Origin of the sequence: Sphaerisporangium sp. NPDC051017 (assembly GCF_040683095.1) — a bacterium.
Taxonomy (GTDB): domain Bacteria; phylum Actinomycetota; class Actinomycetes; order Streptosporangiales; family Streptosporangiaceae; genus Sphaerisporangium.
In genome coordinates this window covers 62,701-81,943 of sequence record NZ_JBFBCI010000033.1, presented here as the reverse complement: position 1 = coordinate 81,943, position 19,243 = coordinate 62,701, and the positions used below count along the sequence as shown (strand labels likewise).

Sequence of the window (19,243 nt, the reverse complement as noted above, 5' to 3'; positions counted from 1 at the left end):
GTTCACGGTCCCGGACTGTAAACCGCACATTAGGCCGATGGAATCAGTCGTGCAACGAAAAGCAGGAAAAAAACTCCCGTCACCTTTGGGAGTCGTCCGGAAATCGGCGAATCGGTGCGGACCGGAAAACGCCGTGGCGCGGGCCCGGAGATGTTCAGGCGCCGTGGCGCGCCTGGGCAGTGGCTCGGCTCCTGTGCCGCGCGGCCGCCAGGCGGGCTTCCTCCTCGGCAGAGGCCGGGATGGGCTCTGCCAGCCATGGCCGGATCGAGTTCCCCATCGCGGCCACGAAACGCTGTCCTGCTCCGGTGAGCGCCCCCGAGCCGGCGAGGGTTTCGACGGCCTCCGCCGTCTGCGCGCGCCAGCGGGCGAACTGGACGCTCGCCCGCTCGGCCGCGGGGCCGTCGTCGGCCAGGCGGCGCACCCGCCAGAAATCGGTGACCGCGATGTGGGCGTACGTGCCCTGAAGAAGCCCTTCGAGCGGGCGTGGGTCGTCGCGCCACGGGGCGTAGTACAGCGTCGTGTCGTTCTGGTCGTACAGGTCCATCATGTCCAGCAGCGCGCCCAGCTTGACATGCTGGAATTCGTGGATGAGCAGCAGGGCGAGCGTCACGGCGTCCGCGGGCAGCGCCACGGCGACCGCTCCGAACGCGTCGCGTGCGGTCGAACTGACTTCGGAGCCGTCGGCGGCCGGCGTGAGGGGCATGACGGCCCGCAGCCCGGCGGCCAGCCCGGCGGCATAAGGGGAGTGATCACGGGTGATCAACGCCCAGGCGTCCGAGAACAGCCTGGACCAGCGCTCCACCTCTTGATCGCTCAGCCTCTGGGTGGCGGGCCACTGATGGCAGTCCCGGTAGAGATCGACATCCTCCAGAGCCACCGTGAGGCCGTTCACGGACAGACGGCGTACCGGTGACCATTCGCGGGGGCCGCCGGGCTCGTCGAGCCTTACGTCATGGTCGAGCCCATCGGCGTGGACGCGGAACCCGCCTTCCCTGGTCTCGACGGTCGCGCCGGAGACGGCGCCGACCCGCAGTAGCCCGAGCCCGGGTAGATGGAGCGCACCGTCGCGCACGGGAAGCCGCACCGACGCCTCGACACCGGCATGAAGCGCGGCGGTCGCCGCGATGGAGCTGAGATGCCCGTCATCGGCGGTTCCCCTGAGGCACTTCACCGCCCACGCGCGCACATACGGATGGCCCAGCACCGTGTCGAGCGCCGCCGGTGCGTCCCGGTCGATCTCGGTGAGCAGCCGCCAGGCCTCCACCGATGTGGAGGCGTTGCCGATCGCGGCCAGCAGGGCGCGCCGCACACTTCGCTGACCGGCTTCCACATGGGCGATCGCCTCGGCCCCGCCGTATCCGGACGCGAGCGCCGCGACGTCCGCGGCCGGGAGCGTGTGAGCGGTTCGGTCCACGGTGGTGACGGCCTTCTGTACGTGGGTGATCAATTTCAGGAGATCGGCGCAGTAGACGCTCGGGTTGGCGAAACCTGTGCCGGTGCGGTAGCGATGCGCGTAGAGGCCGCCGCCGCAGGTGCTCACCACAGGACAGGACCGGCATTCGGCGCACAGTCCGGCGAGACCGGTCTGGCGGCCGTGGATGCCCGGATGCAGGCCGACCGTGTCCAGCGAATGGTCACTGACATTGAAGCCCGTGGCGGGCGCGCCGTCGTAGGAGGTCTTGAGGGAGTCGGCCTGCTCGTAGGTGCCGTCGGTCTCGATGACGACGAGGTCGCTCGGCTCCAGCCCCAGGGATTCGGTCAGGCTGGTCTCGGACCCGATGGTGCGGAGCGCGGACTCGAAGAGCCGTACCTTCATCGTCCGGCCATCGGCCAGCCATCGGTCGAAGATCCGGACGAGCCAGTCGCCGTAGGCACCCGGAGGGCCGGGGGGCGGGGCGTCCCACGTGGCATGGGGGAGCAGGAAGTCCACGCGCGGGGGGTGCAGCGCGGCGAGCGCCTCGTAGACGGCGAGCGGGTCGTTGGCGACGTCGACGGTGCAGAGCAGGCCGGCGTACAACTCGGGAGTGCGCCGCCGCACGAGTTCGATGGCGCGCAGGACCTTGTCGTAACTGCTGCGGCCGTTGGCGTACAGGCGGTGCCGGTCGTTCGCGGCGCGGTCGCCGTCGAGGGAGATGCCGATCTTGACCCCGTACGCGGCGAAGAGGTCGCAGAACGACTCGTCGAGCAGGACGCCATTGGTGTGAATGCGGAGGTCCAGCTCGCAGACTCCGTCGAGGGCGCCGATCAGCTCACGCGAGATGCGGTCCAGCCGGTGACGACCGGCCAGGAGGGGTTCCCCGCCGTGCAGCACCACCGTGACACCCTGCAGGCCGTGACGCTTCGCATGGTCGGCGATTCTGCTCGCCGACCACGCGATCGTCTCGTCGGACATACCCGTCGGACGGGCTCGCCAGCTTTGGTCTGCGTGTTCGTACACGTAGCAGTGGTCGCACGCGAGGTCACATCGGCTGGCGACCTTGAGTACGAACTGCCGGAACGGAACGGCGGGCCCGGCCACGGAAATGCTAGATCGAGGACTGGAAGGCGGCGACGGTCACCTGCTTGGCCGGGGACTCGGGAAGGATGCGCTTCAGCAGGCCCGCATCGGCGAGAGAACCCACTCGCGAAAGGGGCATATCGCGCAGGTCCACTAGATCTGTTGAGATTCCGGACTCGGCACCCTCAGATATGTTGTTCATGGTTCCATCCAAATTAGCCCGGAACCCCAGTGCGTGCTGGGGCAATCGGTAACCGGCCGATTACAGTGAGTACCACTAGTCTCGCAAACCATCCCCGCCCAGTGTCCCAAGGCGAGCCCCCAATATTGGATTGTAGCGGTTAAGTTGCGAGCCCTTTACCGGGTACATAGGGGTGGATAGCGTCAGGTCTCATCCTTTTTCTCCATTAATGTCCATCGGTGCGCTGAATTCTGGTGATAGGCCGGTTTAGTACCAATCGGGCGTGATGTCCCTGGTGGCAAAATGGCACTGGTGTTCGACTGGATGCTCCGCTCATGCCTTCGGACGAGACCCTCTGTGCCGTGCATCGATATCGGTGGGTTTATTCCAGTGATGGGGCCGCCGAGCGATCGTGGTGTCGGAGTGGCCTGGGAGCCGCGACGGTCGCCGGAAAACGTGGAGAAGATAGCATTTCTGCATCGGCGAAGATCGGCTTGGTCGCCGTTCTTGACACGAATCGTCGCAGCGGTTCCAGTAAATGGGTATGAGTAGCGATCCGGAGGCGGATTTCCCGGCGCTCTATCGTGCGGCCGATCGAGGGGCGATTGTCGGGCAGCGCAGGCTTCTCGCCGCCACGGGCATACGTCTCGTGTCCCTGGTGCTCGCCGCGATCTTCGGTTCTTTCAGCCTCGACACCGGGCGCCTGGACGCGGCGGCCATGGTGGCCGCGTGCGCCCTCGCGTCCGCGCTGGTCAGCGAGGTGTACCTCCTGACCATGCGACCCGACCGCCAGTGGTACGAGGCGCGGGCGGCGGCCGAGTCGGCCAAGACGCTCGCCTGGCGCTACCTCGTCGGAGGCGAGCCGTTCGGCCACGGGGCGGGCGACGACGCGGTCGACCTGCTGCTGTCGCGCAGATACTCCGAGATCATCAACGGGATCAAGGGGTTCGCGCTGGTGCCTCCGCCGGAGGAAGCTTCCCAGGTCACGGCCTTGATGCGCGAGATGAGGGCGCTGCCGCTGGAGGAGCGCAAGCATCATTACCTGACGGGCCGGATCAACAACCAGCGGTCCTGGTACGGCCGCAAGGCGAGGCACCACGATCATCGAGCCGGCCAGTGGTCGATCGCGCTGGCGGTGATGGAGGCCATCGGGTTGATCGCGGCCGTCCTCAACGCCGTTCAGGTAATAAATCTGGATTTGCCGGGAATCGTGGGAGCAATGGCCGCAGCAGGTATCGCGTGGCTCCAGACGCGGCAACACCAGCAGCTCGCCACCTCGTATTCGATCGCCGCCATGGAGCTCGGCGATATCGTCTCGCGGGTCCAATGGCCGCGTACCGAGACGGAGTGGGCCCATTTCGTGGACGAGTCGGAGGAGGCCATCTCCCGCGAGCACATGCTGTGGTGGGGGTCGCGGGGGCGGGCGACAGAGGGGTGAGATGTGGTGTCCGTACCTGACGGAGGCTGGCAGGTATTGCGGGCAGGCTGTCCTGCATGACGACGAAAGCAGCGTTCATCGCGGTCACGCTCGACTGTGCCGAGCCGAAGGTGCTCGCCGACTTCTATTCGAAGATCACGGGGTACGAGAGCCAGTACGCCGACGACGACTACGCGTTCATCGGGGACGGGACGCACGCGATCGGGTTCCAGCGGGTCGAGGGCCGGGTGCCCGCCTCCTGGCCGGGGCCGGCGAAGCAGTTCCACCTGGACTTCCGGGTCCCGGACGTGGACAAGGCCGTCCAGGAGTACGTCGGGCTCGGCGCCACCAAGCCCGAGTTCCAGCCGGGCCAGGGCTGGATCGTCCTCGCCGACCCCGAGGGCCATCTGTTCTGCGTGTGCCCGGAACGATCCTGAAAAAGCGGGATAAATCCCGGCACCCACCGCCTGTCCTGTCCCGCCCCCGTCCGCTTCCGCAGAGGGGCGGGACAGGGGCGCGGGGTGGGCTGGGACGGCGCCGGTCAGGTCGTGGTGATGTTCGTCCGGCGGAGGAACTGGGCGTTGACGGCGACGACGATCGTGGACAGGCTCATCAGGATCGCGCCGACGGCGGGGGAGAGGGTGACGCCCGCGAAGGCGAGGACGCCGGCCGCGAGGGGGAGCGCGACCAGGTTGTAACCGGTGGCCCAGGCGAGGTTCTGCAGCATCTTCCGGTACGCCGCGCGGGACAGGCGGATGACGGCGACCACCGCGCGCGGGTCGTCCCGGGCGAGGACGACCCCCGCCGACTCGATCGCCACGTCGGTACCGGCGCCGATCGCGATGCCGACGTCCGCCCTGGCCAGCGCGGGGGCGTCGTTCACGCCGTCGCCGACCATGGCGACGCGCGGTCCGCGGGACTGCAGCTCGGCGACCTTGGCCTCCTTGTCCTCGGGCAGGACCTCGGCGAAGTACTCGTCCACGCCGAGTTCGGCGGCGACGGCCCGCGCCACCTGCCCGGCGTCGCCCGTGATCATGATGACGCGCTTGCCCTCGCGGTGCAGCGCCTCCACGGCCTCGCGGGACTCGGGCCGGACGGCGTCCTCCAGGGCGAGGGCCCCCGCGACCCGGCCGTCCACGACGACGTACAGCACGGTCGCGCCGCGCTCGCGCCACGCGTCCACGCTCTGCCCGCCCGGCTCGCCGGGGCCGTCCTCGTGAGCGTGTTCGCCGGTCGCCTCGCCGGCATGGTCGTGGAGTTCTTCGAGGCCGAGTTCGCGCAGGAGGGCCGGGCCGCCGACGGCGACGGTGTGGCCGTCCACGGTGGCCTGGACGCCGCGGCCCGTGCGGGAACGGAAGTCCCGGGCGGCGGGCAGGGGGCCGCGGGCGCGGGCCGCGGCGACGACGGCGCGGGCCAGGGGGTGCTCGCTCTCGCTCTCGGCCGCCCCGGCCAGGCGCAGCAGGGTGCCGGCGTCGCCGTCGACGGCCACGACGCCGCCGACCTCCGGCTCGCCCCTGGTGAGCGTGCCCGTCTTGTCGAACAGGACCGCGTCGACGGTCCGCATGCCTTCCAGGGCGGTGCGGTCCTTGACCAGGATGCCGTTCCTGGCGCTCACCGCCGTCGAGATCGCGATCACGAGGGGGATGGCCAGGCCCAGCGCGTGCGGGCAGGCGATCACCAGGACGGTCACCGTCCGCTCCACCGCCTCGCCCGGGTCGCCGGCGATCAGCCACGCGGCGAACGTGAGGGCGCCCGCCGCCGTCGCGACGTAGAAGAGCAGGGCCGCGGCGCGGTCGGCCAGCGCCTGTGCCCGGGACCGCGAGGACTGCGCCTGCTCGACCAGGCGGCGGATGCCCGCGAGCGCGGTGTCCTCGCCGACCGCGTCCACCTTCACGCGGACGGCCGAGTCGAGGGCGACGGTCCCGGCGACGACGCGGTCTCCGGACGACTTCGGCACCGGACGCGACTCGCCCGTCAGCATCGACTCGTCGAACTCGGCTTCGCCGTCGAGGATCACCCCGTCGGCCGGTACCCGTGAACCCGGACGTACCAGCACGATCTCACCGGGCCGCAGGGCGCTGACGGGGACGGATTCCGTGCCGCCGTCGGCGACGCGCTCGGCCTCGTCGGGGAGCAGCGCCGCGAGGGCGTCCAGGGCGTTGGACGCCTGGCCGAGCGCGCGCATCTCCAGCCAGTGCCCGAGCAGCATGATGTCGATCAGCAGCGCCAGTTCCCACCAGAAGTCCAGCCCGAAGAGGCCCAGCGCCGTGGCGGCGCTCGCGCCGAAGGCGACGGTGATGGCGAGGGAGATCAGCAGCATCATCCCCGGGGCCCTGTTTCGGATCTCCTCCACGGCGCCCGTCAGGAAGGGCCGGCCGCCATAGAAGAACACCGCTGTGCCGAGGACGGGCGCCATCGTCTGCGAGCCCGGGAAGGACGGCGGCGTGAACCCGAACCACATCTGCACCATGTGGCTGTAGAGGACGACCGGGACCGAGAGGGCCACGCTGATCCACAGCCGGTCCCGGAACCGGGCGGCATGGTCACCGTGTCCCGTATGGCCGGCATGCCCGCCGTGTGGACCGGCGGCGCCGTGGTCGCTGTGTCCCATATGTCCACTATGGGGTCTGGTGTCGTCGGCGTCGTGGCGACCGTGCGGTGCGCGGCCTGGGTCGCCGGTGAGGTCGGCGTGATGGGGCAAGGCTCCGGCGTGTGCCTGGGGCCCGGTGTGGTCGTCTCGCATTGCCGCTCCTTCGTGCATACCCCACTAGGGTACCTAAGGGACGACTCACCCAAAAGCGAAAAAGTCCGGTTCCGTCATCTGGACGCCAGGGCGCGCGGCCCGGCGGCATGGCGCCGAACGTGATTCGGCATAGCGGTCCTGGGGATTAGGGAACGAGGTACCCAATTTGTCCTTAAGCTGGCAGGGTGCTCCCACCGATGCCCACAGCCGCGCTTCCCTCTGCCCACGGGGAACCCCGCCCAGGCGGTCGCCCGTGATGTGGCTGGGCGTCTCGATCGCGCTGGTCGGCGCGCTCGGGTACGCCGGGGGCGCGGCGATCCAGCAGTACGAGGCGGCCCACGGGGGTGCCACGTTCAAGCTGGTCAGGCGGCGGCGCTGGTGGATCGGCGGGGCCATCGGCTTCCTCGGGGCCGCGCTGCACGCGCTCGCGCTGAGCTTCGCGCCGTTGGTGCTCATCCAGCCGGTCAGCGTGACGACGCTCGTCTTCGCCGTCCCGCTGGCGGCGGTGCTGCACGGCAGGCGTCCCCACCGGGCCGAAGTGCTCGGGTCGGCCGCCGTGTCCGTCGGGCTGTTAGGCATCATGCTGCTCATCCCGCAGAGCCACTCGCGCCCGGAGCTCTCCACGCCCGGAGCGCTGTCCTTCCTGGCCTGCGTGGGCGCGGTGGTGGCGGTGTGCGAGCTGAGCGCGCGGCGGGCCCGGGGCACCGCCAAGGCGCTGCTGACGTCGATCGGCGCCGGGGCCGTGACCGCGTCGGTGTCCACGTTCGTCCGGGTCGTCGGCGGGACGTTCGACGGAAACCTGTCCCACCTGTTCCACTGGTTCACGCTGGCGATCCCGGCGCTGCTCGTGTGCGCGATCGTCCTGTTGCAGCGGTCCTACGCCGTCGGCCATTTCAGCGTCGCGTACGCCGGGGTGCAGGTCGTCGACCCCGTGACGTCCGTGCTGGCGGGCGTGATCCTGCTGGGCGAGCCGCTGCCCGCCGACCCGCGGAGCATCGTCCCCGCGCTGGTCTCGGCCGCGGTCCTCATCGCCGGGACGATCACGCTCGGCCGCCTCCGCCCCGACATCGCCTCCCCGCCGTCGCCGGCTGAGGCCGTCCCGGTCAGGACGCGGGCGGCCGCCAGGTGAACACGTCCTCGAACTGACGCGTGGCGTTGCCGTCGCCGAGGCGCCCGGCGAACGCCATGGCGGCCTGTCTGGCCCGGACGGCGAGGGGATTCGACCAGAGGGTCAGGCGGCAGATCGTCCGCGACCTTCGCATGATCTTCGTCGTGCGCGCGAGCCTGGCGGCGGTGTAGGGCCCGAGGTCCACGGGTGACGCCGTGCCCGCGACGTGGGCGAGGACCACCGCGTCCTCGATCGCCTGGCACGCGCCCTGCCCGAGGTTCGGGGTCATGGCGTGCGCCGCGTCGCCGAGCAGGGCCACCCGCCCGGAGTGGAACGCGGGCAGCGGCGAGGGCAGGCAGTAGAGGTCGTGTTCGAGGATCTCCCCCTCCCGCGCCGCGTGGATCAAGGAGTGATCTTCGACGCGGTGGCCGGCGCCGGCGGGGTGCCCGCGTTCGCGGACCTGCGCGCCGGGATGCGCGAGATCCTGAACGGCATGCTCGGCCGGCGGGCCGGCTGAGGCGCGCGCGCCCGGCCTGCCCGCGTCCTGGGAGAGCGCGTCCGCCCTGTCGCGGCGCGCCCTCGACACACATACCGTCCGGTCGGTACGCTTCGGGAATCGGTGGGTACGCTTCGGTGATCCGGACGACTGAGGAGCGCGATGCCCGCGAACATCGAGACGAGCCCGCCGGGCCTGGACCTCGACCGCCTCCAGGACCACCTCGCCGCGCACGACCTGGCCGGGGGACCGCTCGCGGCCGAGGTCATCCACGGAGGCAGGTCGAACCTGACCTACCTCGTGCGCGACGGCGACCGCCGCTTCGTCGTCCGGCGTCCTCCGCTCGGGCACGTGCTGGCCACGGCGCACGACATGACCCGCGAGTTCCGCGTGATGGCCGCGCTGCGCGACACCGGCGTGCCCGTGCCGCGCACCTACCACCTGTGCGACGACCCCGAGGTCATCGGCGCCCCGTTCTACGTCATGGAGTACGTCGAGGGCGGGCAGCCGCCGGTGACGCCGGCCATCGAGGCGGAGCTGGCGGCCATCCTGGGGCGGCTGCACGAGGTGGACCCTGCCGAGGTCGGGCTGGCCGACTTCGGGCGGCCGGACGGCTTCCTGGAGCGCCAGGTCCGGCGGTGGAAGCGCCAGCTCGACGCCTCGCGCAGCCGCGAGCTGCCGGACATCGACCGCCTGTACGCCCTGCTGGCCGAGGACATGCCCGTCACGCAACGTCACGCGATCGTCCACGGCGACTTCAAGCTGGGCAACACGCTCATCGCCGGTGGACGGGTGCGCGCCGTGCTGGACTGGGAGATGTCCACGCTCGGCGATCCGCTCACCGACCTCGCGCTCTTCCTCCTCTACGCCGACTTCGAGGCGCTCGACATCGGCAAGGGTTCGGCGGCCGGGAACGGGGGCGAGCACATGCCGTCCGGCGAGCTGGCCCGCACGTACGCGCGCGGCACCGGCCTCGACCTGTCCCGCCTCGGCTGGTACGTCGGCCTGGCCTGTTTCAAGCTCGCGGTGATCGCCGAGGGCATCCACTTCCGATACACGCGCGGCCTGACCGTCGGGAAGGGCTTCGAGGAGATCGGCGGGCACGTCGCGCCGCTCGTGGCCCACGGGCTGCGCGCGCTGGAGTCACGGGAGAGCTGATGGATTTCGCGTTCGACACCACCACCGAGGAGCTCCGCGAGCGGCTCTCTGCCTTCATGGACGAGTGCGTGTACCCGGCGGAGGAGCCGTTCGAGCGGCAGGCGGCCGAAAGCGGGTGGAGCAGCCCGCCGATGATGGAGGACCTCAAGCAGGAGGCCCGCCGGCGCGGCCTGTGGAACCTGTTCCTGCCCGGCGAGCACGGCGCGGGCCTGACGAACCTCCAGTACGCGCCGCTGGCCGAGATCATGGGCCGCAGCCCCCACATCGCGCCCGCCGCCACCAACTGCGCCGCCCCGGACACCGGCAACATGGAAGTGCTCGCGATGTTCGGCAGCGAGTGGCAGCGCAAGACGTGGCTGGAGCCGCTGCTGAACGGCGAGATCCGCTCGGCGTTCGCGATGACCGAGCCGGACGTCGCGTCCTCCGACGCCACGAACATCTCCACGTCGATCGTGCGCGACGGCGGCGAGTACGTGATCAACGGCCGCAAGTGGTTCGCCTCCGGGGCGATGAACCCGCGCTGCGCCGTCTTCATCGTTATGGGCAAGACCTCCCAGGAGGGCGCGACCCACCGGCAGCAGAGCATGGTGCTGGTGCCGCGCGACACGCCCGGGCTCACCGTGAAGCGGGGCATGACCGTCTTCGGGTACACCGACGCCGACCACGGCGGGCACGCCGAGCTGCTGTTCGAGGACGTCCGCGTCCCGGTGGACAACCTCATCGGCGAGGAGGGCGGCGGGTTCGGCATCGCGCAGGCGCGGCTCGGGCCGGGGCGCATCCACCACTGCATGCGGCTGATCGGCATGGCCGAGCGGGCGATCGAGCTGATGTGCGCGCGTGCCCTGTCGCGCACGACGTTCGGGACGCCGGTGGCCCGCCAGGGCGTCGTCCAGGACTGGATCGCCGAGTCGCGGGTCAAGGTGGAGCAGCTGCGCCTGCTGGTGCTGAAGACCGCCTGGCTGATGGACACGGTGGGCAACCGGGGCGCGCACACCGAGATCCAGGCCATCAAGATCGCCACCCCGCGCGAGGTCGAGTGGATCCTCGACAAGGCCATTCAGGTGCACGGCGCCGGGGGCGTGAGCCAGGACTTCCCGCTGGCGGGCCTGTGGGCGGCCGCCCGGTCGCTGCGGCTGGCGGACGGGCCGGACGAGGTGCACAAGCGGTCCCTGGCGTACCGCGAGCTCAAGAAGCACATGCCCGCCGAGTGAGGCGGGCCGGGGCGCGCTGCCTGTCGCGGGGGCCGTACGGGAAGCCGCGGGGCCGCGAAGGTCGTTGTCGAGCGATTTGGAGGCATATTTCGTGACAGTGGATGAGGCGGGCCTCGCCGAGCGCGCCCGCGCGTTCCTCGCCGGCCATGCCCCGGAGGTCCTGTCCCCGGCGGAGTTCCTCGGGGCGCGCTTCGACGCGGGCCTGTCCTGGGTGCACTTCCCCGAAGGGCTGGGCGGCCTCGGCCTGCCCCGCGAGTGGCAGTCCGTCGTCGATCGGGAGTTCACCGGCACGCCGCAGCAGGACTATGGCAAGCTCGCCATCGGCCTCGGCATGGCCGCGCCGACGATCCTCGCCTTCGGCACGGACGAACAGAAGAAACGCTTCCTGCGCCCGCTGTGGACCGGCGAGGAGATCTGGTGCCAGCTCTTCAGTGAGCCCGGCGCCGGATCCGACCTCGCCACCCTGGCCACCCGCGCGGTACGCGACGGGGACGAATGGGTGGTGGACGGGCAGAAGGTGTGGACATCGGGCGCCCACCACGCCCGCTGGGCCATCCTGGTGGCCCGCACCGACCCGGACGTGCCCAAACACCAGGGCCTCACGTACTTCGTCTGCGACATGCGCGCGCCCGGCGTCGACGTACGGCCGCTGCGCCAGATCACGGGCGAGGCCGAGTTCAACGAGGTCTTCCTCACCGGCGTGCGGCTCCCCGACACGCTCAGGCTGGGGGCCGTCGGCGAGGGCTGGCGCGTCGCGCAGACCACGCTGATGAACGAGCGCGTCGCGATCGGCGGCTCGCCCGTGCGGCGCGGCGGGGGCATGATGGGCGCGGTGCTGGAGACCTGGCGCGCGCGGCCCGAGGTCCGCACGCACGCGCTGCACCAGCGCCTGCTCGGCCTGTGGGTCGAGGCCGAGGTCACCCGCCTGGCCGGGGCGCGGCTGCGCGAGCAACTCGCCGCCGGAGCCCCCGGACCCGAGGGCTCGGGCATGAAGCTCGCCTTCGCCCGGCTCAACCAGGAGCTCTCCGGCCTCGACGTCGAGATGCGCCGCGAGGAGGGGCTGGCGTACGACGACTGGACGTTCCGGCGCTCGGAGTCCGTCGACTTCTTCGGCCGTGGCCCCGGCTACCGCTACCTGCGCGCCAAGGGCAACTCGATCGAGGGCGGCACGTCCGAGATCCTGCGCACCATCATCGCCGAGCGCGTGCTCGGCCTGCCCGCCGAACCCCGCGCCGACAAGAACGTCCCCTGGAAGGACCTGCCGCGATGACCTTGCTGTACTCCGAGGTCGAGGAGGAGCTGCGGGCCGCCGTCCGCGACCTGCTGGCCGACAGGTACCCGCCCGCGACGGTGCTCGCCCGGGCTGAGAGCGGTTCGCCGTACGACGCCGCGCTGTGGAAGTCGCTGGCCCGGGACATCGGCGCGGCCGGGCTGTTGATCCCCGAGCGGTACGGCGGCGCGGGCGCGTCCGCGCGGGAGGCCGCGGTCGTGCTGGAGGAGCTCGGCCGCGCGGTCACGCCCGTGCCGTTCCTGACCAGCTCGGTCATGGCGACGCGCGCCCTGCTCGCCGCCCGGTCCGACGCCGCCGAGGAGCTTCTCACCTCGCTCGCCTCCGGTGACGCCACCGCCGCGCTCGCGGTGTCCTTCGCCACGTCCCCGTACCGGGTGCCTGCCGGGCCGGTGCAGGCCGGGCCGGGCGGGCTGAGCGGACGTGTCACGGCCGTGGTGGGCGCCGAGACCGCCGACGTGCTGCTCGTCCCCGCGGGACGGGAGCTGTACGCCGTCGCCGCCGCCGATGTCCTGGTCGAGCCGGTCGTGTCCTTGGACCTGACCCGGCCGATCGCCACCGTGACTCTGGACGGCGTCCCCGCCACGCCGCTCTCCGCCGACCTCACCGCCCTGCGCGCCGCGCTGGAGCTGGGCGCGGGGCTGCTGGCGTCCGAGCAGCTCGGGGTGGCCGAGTGGTGCCTGTCGACGACGGTCGCCTACGTCAAGGAGCGGCACCAGTTCGCCCGGCCCATCGGCTCGTTCCAGGCGCTGAAGCACCGGCTCGCCGACCTGTGGACGCAGATCGTGCAGGCGCGCGCCGCCGCCCGTAACGCCGCCGACGCGCTGGCCGCCGCCATGCGGCGCGAGGCCGGTGCCGACGGGACCGGTACGGATGGGGCCGGTACGGATGGGGCCGGTACGGATGGGGCCGGTACCGATGGGGCCGGTACGGACGGGCGCGGTGCGGACGACGCGGCGACGGCGGTCGCGGTCGCGCAGGCGTGGTGCGGGACTGTCGCGGTGCGCGCGGCCGAGGAGTGCGTGCAGATGCACGGCGGCCTCGGCATGACCTGGGAGCATCCCGTGCACCTCTACCTCAAGCGCGCGAAGGCGGACGAGATCGCGCTCGGCACGCCGGGCGACCACCGCGACGCCCTGGCCGTCCTGGCCGACGTCCCGGCGCCGTCCGGCCCCTGAGCCCATGACGGCTCCCGAGGCGAGGTCCATGACGTGGTGCGCGGATCCCGGGTCAGCCCGACGCCGGCCCGGGGCCGTCGCCGGGGCGCAGCGAGGTGAGCAGCAGCCCGGCGAAGTGGCGCCCGATCTCCACCCCCGACAGCGGCCCCTCGGTGTGGTACCACAGCCCGAGGTGGTGGACGGAGCCGAAGAAGAAGTCGGCCACCAGGTCGGCGGGCACGTCGTCGCGGAAGACCTTCGTGCGCTGCCCCTCGGCCACGAGGTCGCGGAACCGCTCGTGGTAGCGGCGGCGCTCGGCTCGTACGGCCTGCTGGGTCTCGGGCGTGAGCTGGTGCATCGACCTGAAGAAGATCTTGGAGTCGTCGAGGTTCTCGATGGTGGTCGCGATGACGTCCACGGCGGCATCGTACACGCGCGTGGCGACCGGCCCGGGCGCGTCCGCGAACCGGTCGAGGCGTTCGGTCTGCATGCGCAGCACGCGGGCGTAGATCTCGCGCAGCAGGTCATCCTTGGAACCGAAATAGTGGTACATCGCACCCTTGGTGACCCCGGCGGCCGTCACGATCTCCTGCACCGACGTGCCCTCGAACCCCTTGTCGGCGAACAGCCGCGTCGCCGCCCCGAGCAGCCGCCGGCGCACGGGCTCGTCCTTCTCCCGGGGCGCTCCCGCCGCCGAGCCGTTCATCTCGCAGTCCTCCCTGAATGTCGATCCCCCTCAGCGTACCGACTGGTCGGTCGGTTGGCTGTGATGTTGGTCTCCCCGAGTGCCCGGTAATGCCTCCTGGCGGACATTCGGTACGTCCCCGCTGTGTCGCCGGTGGCGTACTTACATAACCTTTTGACAGGTTGGAGCCCCGGGTTGGGTATCCACCAAACGTAATCCGACTGAGCCCGAAATCGTGGGGGTTTCAGGTGCCTAATGGGTCCATCTACGTGCCGCCGGACGACAAGTTCAAGTGGGGCTCGCCATCGGTGATGTACGAGCTCCGCTGGCGCGAGACCAGGTCAGAACGCCGCCGCAGGCGTAACATCATGGCCGGAGCCGGTTTCGTCCTCATCACCGCGCTCGCGTTCTACCGGTCCTTCCCGGTCCCCTTCCTCATCGGCATCCTCGGCGGCGCGGGAGTGTGGGGCGTCGACGCCTTCATCTCCTGGCGCATGTTCGAGGCCACCGCCGTCTGGCGCGGCAAACGCAGCGGCGCCGTCCGCACCGGCAAGCTCCTGCGCCGCGGGCTGACCAAGCACGGATACCGCGTGCTCGACGGGCGCGCCGTGCCGGGCAAGGCGTCCATCGACCACCTCGTCATCGGTCCGGGCGGCGTCTGGATCCTGGACAACGAGGCATGGCCCCCCGACACCCACATCGCTGCGTACGGCGGCAAGCTGTTCTTCGGCGAACGGTCCGGGGTCACGGTGTCCAAGCCGCTCGTCGAGGCCGCCGCCTCCATGGCCGACCTGTTGTCGAAGGAGACGGGCATCCCCATCGAGATCTCGCCGCTGCTCGTCGTCCACGGAGGCCGCGTGACCGGCCCCGCGGTCAGCGCCGAGGGACTCACGTTGTTCCTGCCGCGCAGGGCGTCCAAGTGGATCCTCGGGGACGCGCACGCCGAGCTGACCGACGAGCAGGTCGAGGTCCTGGCCCGTACCGCCGCGCGCATCCTGCGCCGCATGCTCTGACCCGCGTGTGACCCTCGCCGCGCCGCCCGCGCGGCGAGGGGTGTCTCCAGCGCGCCCTCACCGAGGCTGGCTATATTTGTGCTCCGGCGACCTGATCGCCGTTCTTCTATCCGCGCCGTGCCTCGCTCGGTCCCGTTCCGCGGCGCAACACGCCGGGGATCGGATGACTGAAAGGCAGGCACACGCACATGGAGCCGACGAGGCCGGGCACCCAGGCCGATTCCGAGTACGTCCAGCTGCTGGCCCCGGACGGGACGTTGCGCGACCACCCGGACTACGAGCTGACCCTCACCCCGGCGGAGGTCACGTCCCTCTACCGCGACCTCGCGCTCGTCCGCCGCTTCGACCAGGAGGCGGTCGCCCTGCAACGCCAGGGGCAGCTCGGCCTCTGGGCCTCCTGCCTTGGCCAGGAGGCCGCCCAGATCGGTTCGGGACGGGCCCTCACCGATGCCGACATGGCCTTCCCCACCTACCGCGAGCACGGCGTGGCGTGGTGCCGCGGCGTCGACCCGGTGGACCTGCTCGGCATGTTCCGCGGCGTCAACCACGGAGGCTGGGACCCCGCCGAGCACAACTTCCACCTGTACACGATCGTCATCGGCAGCCAGACCCTGCACGGCGTGGGGTACGCGATGGGCATCCAGCGCGACGGCGACCAGGCGGCCGTCCTCGCCTACCTCGGGGACGGCGCCACCTCGCAGGGCGACGTGAACGAGGCCTTCGTATGGGCCGGGGCGTTCAACGCGCCGGTGGTGTTCTTCTGCCAGAACAACCAGTGGGCGATCTCCGCGCCGATGGAGCGGCAGTCGCGCATCCCGCTGCACCGCCGCGCGGACGGTTTCGGCTTCCCCGGCGTCCGGGTGGACGGCAACGACGTGTTCGCCTGCCTCGCCGTGACGCGCAAGGCCCTCGCCGCCGCGCGCTCCGGCGCCGGCCCCATGCTGATCGAGGCGTACACCTACCGCATGGGCGCCCACACCACCTCCGACGACCCCACGCGCTACCGCCTGCGCGAGGAGCTGGAGACCTGGAAGTCGCGCGACCCCGTCGCCCGGGTCAGGGCGTACATCATCGCCAACGACCTCGCCGACGAGCAGTTCTTCCACGAGGTCGACGCCGAGGCCGACGACCTCGGCAGGGACGTCCGCAAGCGCTGCCTGGAAATGCCCGACCCTGACCCGATGGCGATGTTCGACCACGTCTACGTCGACCACCACCGCCTCGTCGAGGAGGAACGCCTCCAGTACGCCGCCTATCTGGACGGCTTCGGCGACTCTTCGGGGTGAATCCGGTCATGGCCGGTGACGTTCGCCGGGCGGTCCGTCACAAATCATCCCGGCCGCGCGCAACGCCTGGACGAACGCGGTGTGCCGCTCCAGCAGCCCCACCCCGGCCACATCCTCTGGGAACGCCCGAACCCGGTCATCGGCGAACGCGGGGACCATCGAACTCACGGACGGTCGAGGCCGCGTCAGCCGACGGCCGGCCCGAGTTCCTTCACCCCGCGGGCCTGGGGTCGGACGCGTGCTTGAGCACCACCCCGAGCGTGCCCGCTGTCGTCTGCTCGTCCAGGTCGGCGCTGCCGTGCGCGCGCAGCGTGCGCGCGCATTCCCCGGCCGGCGAGGTAGCCCACTCCGGCGAGCCGCTCCCTGGCCTCGGCGGGCGAGCCGAATCACGACGCCATCGGCACTCCCGTCATCGACCCGAACGATGTTCCAGCCTAGCCCGCCCGATGCGTACGATGACGCCCACAGGGTGCGCTAATCTTGTCCTGCTTCCAGCGCCGCTAGCTCAGTTGGTTAGAGCAGCTGACTCTTAATCAGCGGGTCCGGGGTTCGAGTCCCTGGCGGCGCACCTTACTGGGCACCGTCCACCTCGTGGGCGGTGCCCAGAGGTGTTTCCGGGCGTGTCCCGGGTCTCGCGTTCGCCGCTGGGGCGGGCATCCGGGCCCGGTTTTCGGGATCAGTGTTAGCCCTTGTCAGAGGGGTACGGCTTGTTAGTACGAGGGTTCGCCGTGGGCCGGGCCTGACGGGCGCCCTGGCGGGCGTGTTCCGGGGTGAGCCGGCGGTGGGCCGGATCCGAGGTAATCAGCCATGTGAGGTTCACATGAGCGAAAAGAATCACCGCATGCCCGGGCGCCTGGCCACAACGCTGGGGTGGGCGAGCCTCGGCATGGGCGTGGTCCAACTCGCCGCGCCGGGCGCGATCAGCCGTCTCAGCGGCATCGACGACTCGCCGTGGGCGGACAAGGCCATACGGTTCGTCGGAGTACGGGAGCTGCTCCACGCGGCCGCCCTGCTGGGCACCCGCAGGCCGGCTCCCATGACATGGACCCGCGTCGCGGGCGACGCCATGGACCTGACGATGCTGGGCCGTGCCGTGGCCAACAGGGACGGGGACAGGCGCCGCCGGGCCGCGGCGGCCACGGTGGCGGTGGCGGGTATCGCGCTGGCAGACTTCTACACCGCGATGCGTGCGAACCGGTCGAAGCCGGGCGCGGGCCCCGAAGCCACCACGAACCTGCGCGCGGCCGTCACGGTCAACCGCCCGCGCCGGGAGGCCTACGAGTTCTGGCGCACGCTGGAGAACCTGCCCCGGTTCATGATCCACCTGGAGTCGGTGGAGTCCATCGGCGGCGGGTACTCGCACTGGCAGGTCCGCGGCCCGGCGCACAAGGTCATCGAATGGGACGCGGAGATCATCGAGGACCGCGAGGACCAGCTCATCGCCTGGAGGTCGATCGAGGGCGCGACCGTGCGCAACAGCGGCTGGGTGCGCTTCACCGACGCCCCCGGCGGGCGCGGCACGGAGGTCCGCGTGCGGATCGACTACGAGGCGCGGGCGGGCAGGCTCGGCCTCGCGTTCGCGCGGCTGCTGGGGGAGCACCCCGAGCAGCAGGTGCGCGACGACCTGCGCCGGTTCAAGCAGGTCATCGAGACCGGCGAGGTCACCCGATCCGAGGGCAGCCCGGAGGGCACCCGCGCGCAGCGGCAGCTCTTCCAGCGCCTGGCCCAGCCGGTGAGATGAGGAGGATCCCATGAAGGCGAACTGCTGGATGGGCCGTAACACCGTCGAGGTCCGGGAGGTGCCGGATCCCCGGATCCTCAACCCCAGGGACGCCATCGTCCGCATCACCTCCAGCGCGATCTGCGGCTCGGACCTGCACTTGTACGACGGGTACATCCCGACCATGAAGAAGGGCGACATCCTCGGCCACGAGTTCATGGGCGAGGTCGTCGAGGTCGGCCCGCGGGTGACGACGCTGCGCGTGGGCGACCGCGTCGTCGTCCCGTTCCCGATCGCGTGCGGTGACTGCCTGGCCTGCGCGGACGGCATGTACTCGGTGTGCGAGAACTCCAACCCGAACGCCGGCATGGCCGAGAAGCTCATGGGACACGCTCCCGCGGGCATCTTCGGCTACTCCCACATGTTGGGCGGCTACCCGGGCGGCCAGGCGCAGTACGCGCGCGTGCCGTTCGCCGACTTCGGGCCGATCAAGGTCGAGGACGACCTTCCGGACGAGCAGGTGCTGTTCCTGTCCGACATCTTCCCCACCGGCTGGATGGGCGCGGAGATGTGCGACATCAAGCAGGGCGACGTCATCGCCGTGTGGGGCGCGGGCCCGGTGGGCCAGTTCACGGTCGCGAGCGCGTACCTGTTGGGGGCCGAGCGGGTCATCTGCATCGACCGCTTCCCGTACCGGCTGGAGATCGCCGCGCGGGCGGGCGCCGAGACGCTCAACTACGAGGAGGTCGACGTCCTGGACGCGCTCCGCGACATGACGGCCGGGCGTGGCCCCGACGCGTGCATCGACGCCGTGGGCATGGAGGCCCACTATCCCGTTCGGGCCGTCCAGGCCTACGACCGCGCCAAGCAGGCGACCCGCATGGAGACCGGTCGGCCGTACGCGCTGCGCGAGGCCATCCTCGCCTGCCGCAACGGCGGGATCGTCTCGGTCAGCGGCGTCTACGGCGGCCTGGTGGACAAGTTCCCGATGGGCTCCTTCATGAACCGGTCGCTCACGATGAAGACGGGCCAGTGCCACGTCCAGCGCTACCTGGATCCTCTGCTCAACAGGATCCGTGAGGGCGCCATCGACCCCAGCTTCGTCATCAGCCATCACCTGCCTCTGGATGAGGCTCCGCGTGGGTACGAGATGTTCAAGAACAAGGAGAACCACTGCAACAAGGTCCTCCTGCGCCCCTGGGCGTAGGCGCCGCACGAGGCCGCGCAGTTCATCGGCCGCTGTCCATGACCTCGCTCACGGCGTCGCGTTCCCGGAGGTCTCC

The 19,243-nt window shown here is 70.8% G+C and carries 14 protein-coding genes, 1 tRNA gene and 1 pseudogene; 12 read left to right on the top strand and 4 right to left on the bottom strand.

Going from position 1 to position 19,243, the window contains the following annotated elements; genetic code table 11:
- Positions 1-154: 154 nt before the first annotated feature.
- The gene (locus tag AB0M95_RS24665; RefSeq protein ID WP_363768856.1) at positions 155-2,518 is read right to left on the bottom strand and encodes an FxsB family cyclophane-forming radical SAM/SPASM peptide maturase; all 2,364 of its coding nucleotides are present in this window, start codon (positions 2,516-2,518) and stop codon (positions 155-157) included.
- A gap of 704 nt (positions 2,519-3,222) precedes the next feature.
- Here AB0M95_RS24665 and AB0M95_RS24660 point away from each other — a divergent pair.
- Positions 3,223-4,116, top strand: a complete 894-nt coding sequence (locus AB0M95_RS24660; protein ID WP_363768853.1) for a DUF4231 domain-containing protein — start codon at positions 3,223-3,225, stop codon at positions 4,114-4,116.
- 56 nt (positions 4,117-4,172) lie between these two features.
- Positions 4,173-4,532, top strand: a complete 360-nt coding sequence (locus AB0M95_RS24655) for a VOC family protein (protein WP_363768850.1) — start codon at positions 4,173-4,175, stop codon at positions 4,530-4,532.
- A 104-nt stretch (positions 4,533-4,636) separates the two neighbouring features.
- Here AB0M95_RS24655 and AB0M95_RS24650 read toward each other — a convergent pair whose 3' ends face one another.
- On the bottom strand, positions 4,637-6,706 hold the full coding sequence (locus AB0M95_RS24650) for a heavy metal translocating P-type ATPase (protein WP_363768847.1): 2,070 nt from the start codon (positions 6,704-6,706) through the stop codon (positions 4,637-4,639).
- Between the two features lie 388 nt (positions 6,707-7,094).
- Here AB0M95_RS24650 and AB0M95_RS24645 point away from each other — a divergent pair, with 388 nt between their 5' ends.
- Positions 7,095-7,967 (top strand): DMT family transporter, encoded by an 873-nt coding sequence (locus AB0M95_RS24645; protein ID WP_363768873.1) that lies wholly within the window; start codon positions 7,095-7,097, stop codon positions 7,965-7,967.
- Here AB0M95_RS24645 and AB0M95_RS24640 read toward each other — a convergent pair.
- A pseudogene (locus AB0M95_RS24640) lies at positions 7,942-8,280 on the bottom strand (FAD-dependent monooxygenase); the annotation flags it as partial. The gene AB0M95_RS24645 and the pseudogene AB0M95_RS24640 overlap by 26 nt on opposite strands.
- Before the next feature lie 324 nt (positions 8,281-8,604).
- Here AB0M95_RS24640 and AB0M95_RS24635 point away from each other — a divergent pair.
- The 4 genes from AB0M95_RS24635 to AB0M95_RS24620 all read left to right on the top strand — a co-directional run bounded on the left by AB0M95_RS24635 (position 8,605) and on the right by AB0M95_RS24620 (position 13,277).
- Positions 8,605-9,600, top strand: coding sequence for a phosphotransferase family protein (locus AB0M95_RS24635; protein ID WP_363768844.1), 996 nt, complete (start codon positions 8,605-8,607; stop codon positions 9,598-9,600).
- Positions 9,600-10,811 carry an acyl-CoA dehydrogenase family protein gene (locus AB0M95_RS24630; protein WP_363768841.1) on the top strand — a complete coding sequence of 404 codons (1,212 nt, stop codon included), beginning with the start codon at positions 9,600-9,602 and terminating at the stop codon, positions 10,809-10,811. Before AB0M95_RS24635 ends, AB0M95_RS24630 begins: the two co-directional genes overlap by 1 nt.
- A gap of 91 nt (positions 10,812-10,902) precedes the next feature.
- Positions 10,903-12,081 (top strand): acyl-CoA dehydrogenase family protein, encoded by a 1,179-nt coding sequence (locus AB0M95_RS24625; RefSeq protein WP_363768838.1) that lies wholly within the window; start codon positions 10,903-10,905, stop codon positions 12,079-12,081.
- Complete coding sequence (locus AB0M95_RS24620) at positions 12,078-13,277, top strand: acyl-CoA dehydrogenase family protein (RefSeq protein ID WP_363768835.1); 1,200 nt, start codon at positions 12,078-12,080, stop codon at positions 13,275-13,277. Before AB0M95_RS24625 ends, AB0M95_RS24620 begins: the two co-directional genes overlap by 4 nt.
- 52 nt (positions 13,278-13,329) lie before the next feature.
- On the opposite strand, the gene AB0M95_RS24615 is transcribed toward AB0M95_RS24620, so the two are convergent.
- A complete protein-coding gene (locus AB0M95_RS24615; RefSeq protein ID WP_363768832.1) occupies positions 13,330-13,962 on the bottom strand; it encodes a TetR/AcrR family transcriptional regulator in 633 nt (210 codons plus the stop codon).
- 227 nt (positions 13,963-14,189) lie between these two features.
- On the opposite strand from AB0M95_RS24615, the gene AB0M95_RS24610 reads away from it, so the two are divergent.
- From AB0M95_RS24610 to AB0M95_RS24590, 5 genes are all read left to right on the top strand, one after another.
- Positions 14,190-14,954 (top strand): nuclease-related domain-containing protein, encoded by a 765-nt coding sequence (locus tag AB0M95_RS24610; RefSeq protein WP_363768829.1) that lies wholly within the window; start codon positions 14,190-14,192, stop codon positions 14,952-14,954.
- A 188-nt stretch (positions 14,955-15,142) separates the two neighbouring features.
- Positions 15,143-16,240, top strand: a complete 1,098-nt coding sequence (gene pdhA, locus AB0M95_RS24605) for a pyruvate dehydrogenase (acetyl-transferring) E1 component subunit alpha (RefSeq protein WP_363768826.1) — start codon at positions 15,143-15,145, stop codon at positions 16,238-16,240.
- A gap of 494 nt (positions 16,241-16,734) precedes the next feature.
- A tRNA-Lys gene (locus AB0M95_RS24600) sits at positions 16,735-16,808 on the top strand.
- 252 nt (positions 16,809-17,060) lie between these two features.
- On the top strand, positions 17,061-17,981 hold the full coding sequence (locus AB0M95_RS24595) for an SRPBCC family protein (protein ID WP_363768823.1): 921 nt from the start codon (positions 17,061-17,063) through the stop codon (positions 17,979-17,981).
- A gap of 10 nt (positions 17,982-17,991) precedes the next feature.
- Complete coding sequence (locus tag AB0M95_RS24590) at positions 17,992-19,167, top strand: zinc-dependent alcohol dehydrogenase (RefSeq protein ID WP_363768820.1); 1,176 nt, start codon at positions 17,992-17,994, stop codon at positions 19,165-19,167.
- The last annotated feature ends 76 nt before the right edge of the window (positions 19,168-19,243 follow it).

Bases quoted from the DNA above. Each gene is read 5' to 3' on its own strand.
- AB0M95_RS24645 (WP_363768873.1), top strand. From the start codon at position 7,095: ATGTGGCTGGGCGTCTCGATCGCGCTGGTCGGCGCGCTCGGGTACGCC.
- AB0M95_RS24590 (WP_363768820.1), top strand. From the start codon at position 17,992: ATGAAGGCGAACTGCTGGATGGGCCGTAACACCGTCGAGGTCCGGGAG.
- pdhA (WP_363768826.1), top strand. From the start codon at position 15,143: ATGGAGCCGACGAGGCCGGGCACCCAGGCCGATTCCGAGTACGTCCAG.
- AB0M95_RS24615 (WP_363768832.1), bottom strand. From the start codon at position 13,962: ATGAACGGCTCGGCGGCGGGAGCGCCCCGGGAGAAGGACGAGCCCGTG.
- AB0M95_RS24655 (WP_363768850.1), top strand. From the start codon at position 4,173: ATGACGACGAAAGCAGCGTTCATCGCGGTCACGCTCGACTGTGCCGAG.
- AB0M95_RS24595 (WP_363768823.1), top strand. From the start codon at position 17,061: ATGAGCGAAAAGAATCACCGCATGCCCGGGCGCCTGGCCACAACGCTG.
- AB0M95_RS24660 (WP_363768853.1), top strand. From the start codon at position 3,223: ATGAGTAGCGATCCGGAGGCGGATTTCCCGGCGCTCTATCGTGCGGCC.
- AB0M95_RS24635 (WP_363768844.1), top strand. From the start codon at position 8,605: ATGCCCGCGAACATCGAGACGAGCCCGCCGGGCCTGGACCTCGACCGC.
- AB0M95_RS24620 (WP_363768835.1), top strand. From the start codon at position 12,078: ATGACCTTGCTGTACTCCGAGGTCGAGGAGGAGCTGCGGGCCGCCGTC.
- AB0M95_RS24650 (WP_363768847.1), bottom strand. From the start codon at position 6,706: ATGGGACACAGCGACCACGGCGCCGCCGGTCCACACGGCGGGCATGCC.
- AB0M95_RS24630 (WP_363768841.1), top strand. From the start codon at position 9,600: ATGGATTTCGCGTTCGACACCACCACCGAGGAGCTCCGCGAGCGGCTC.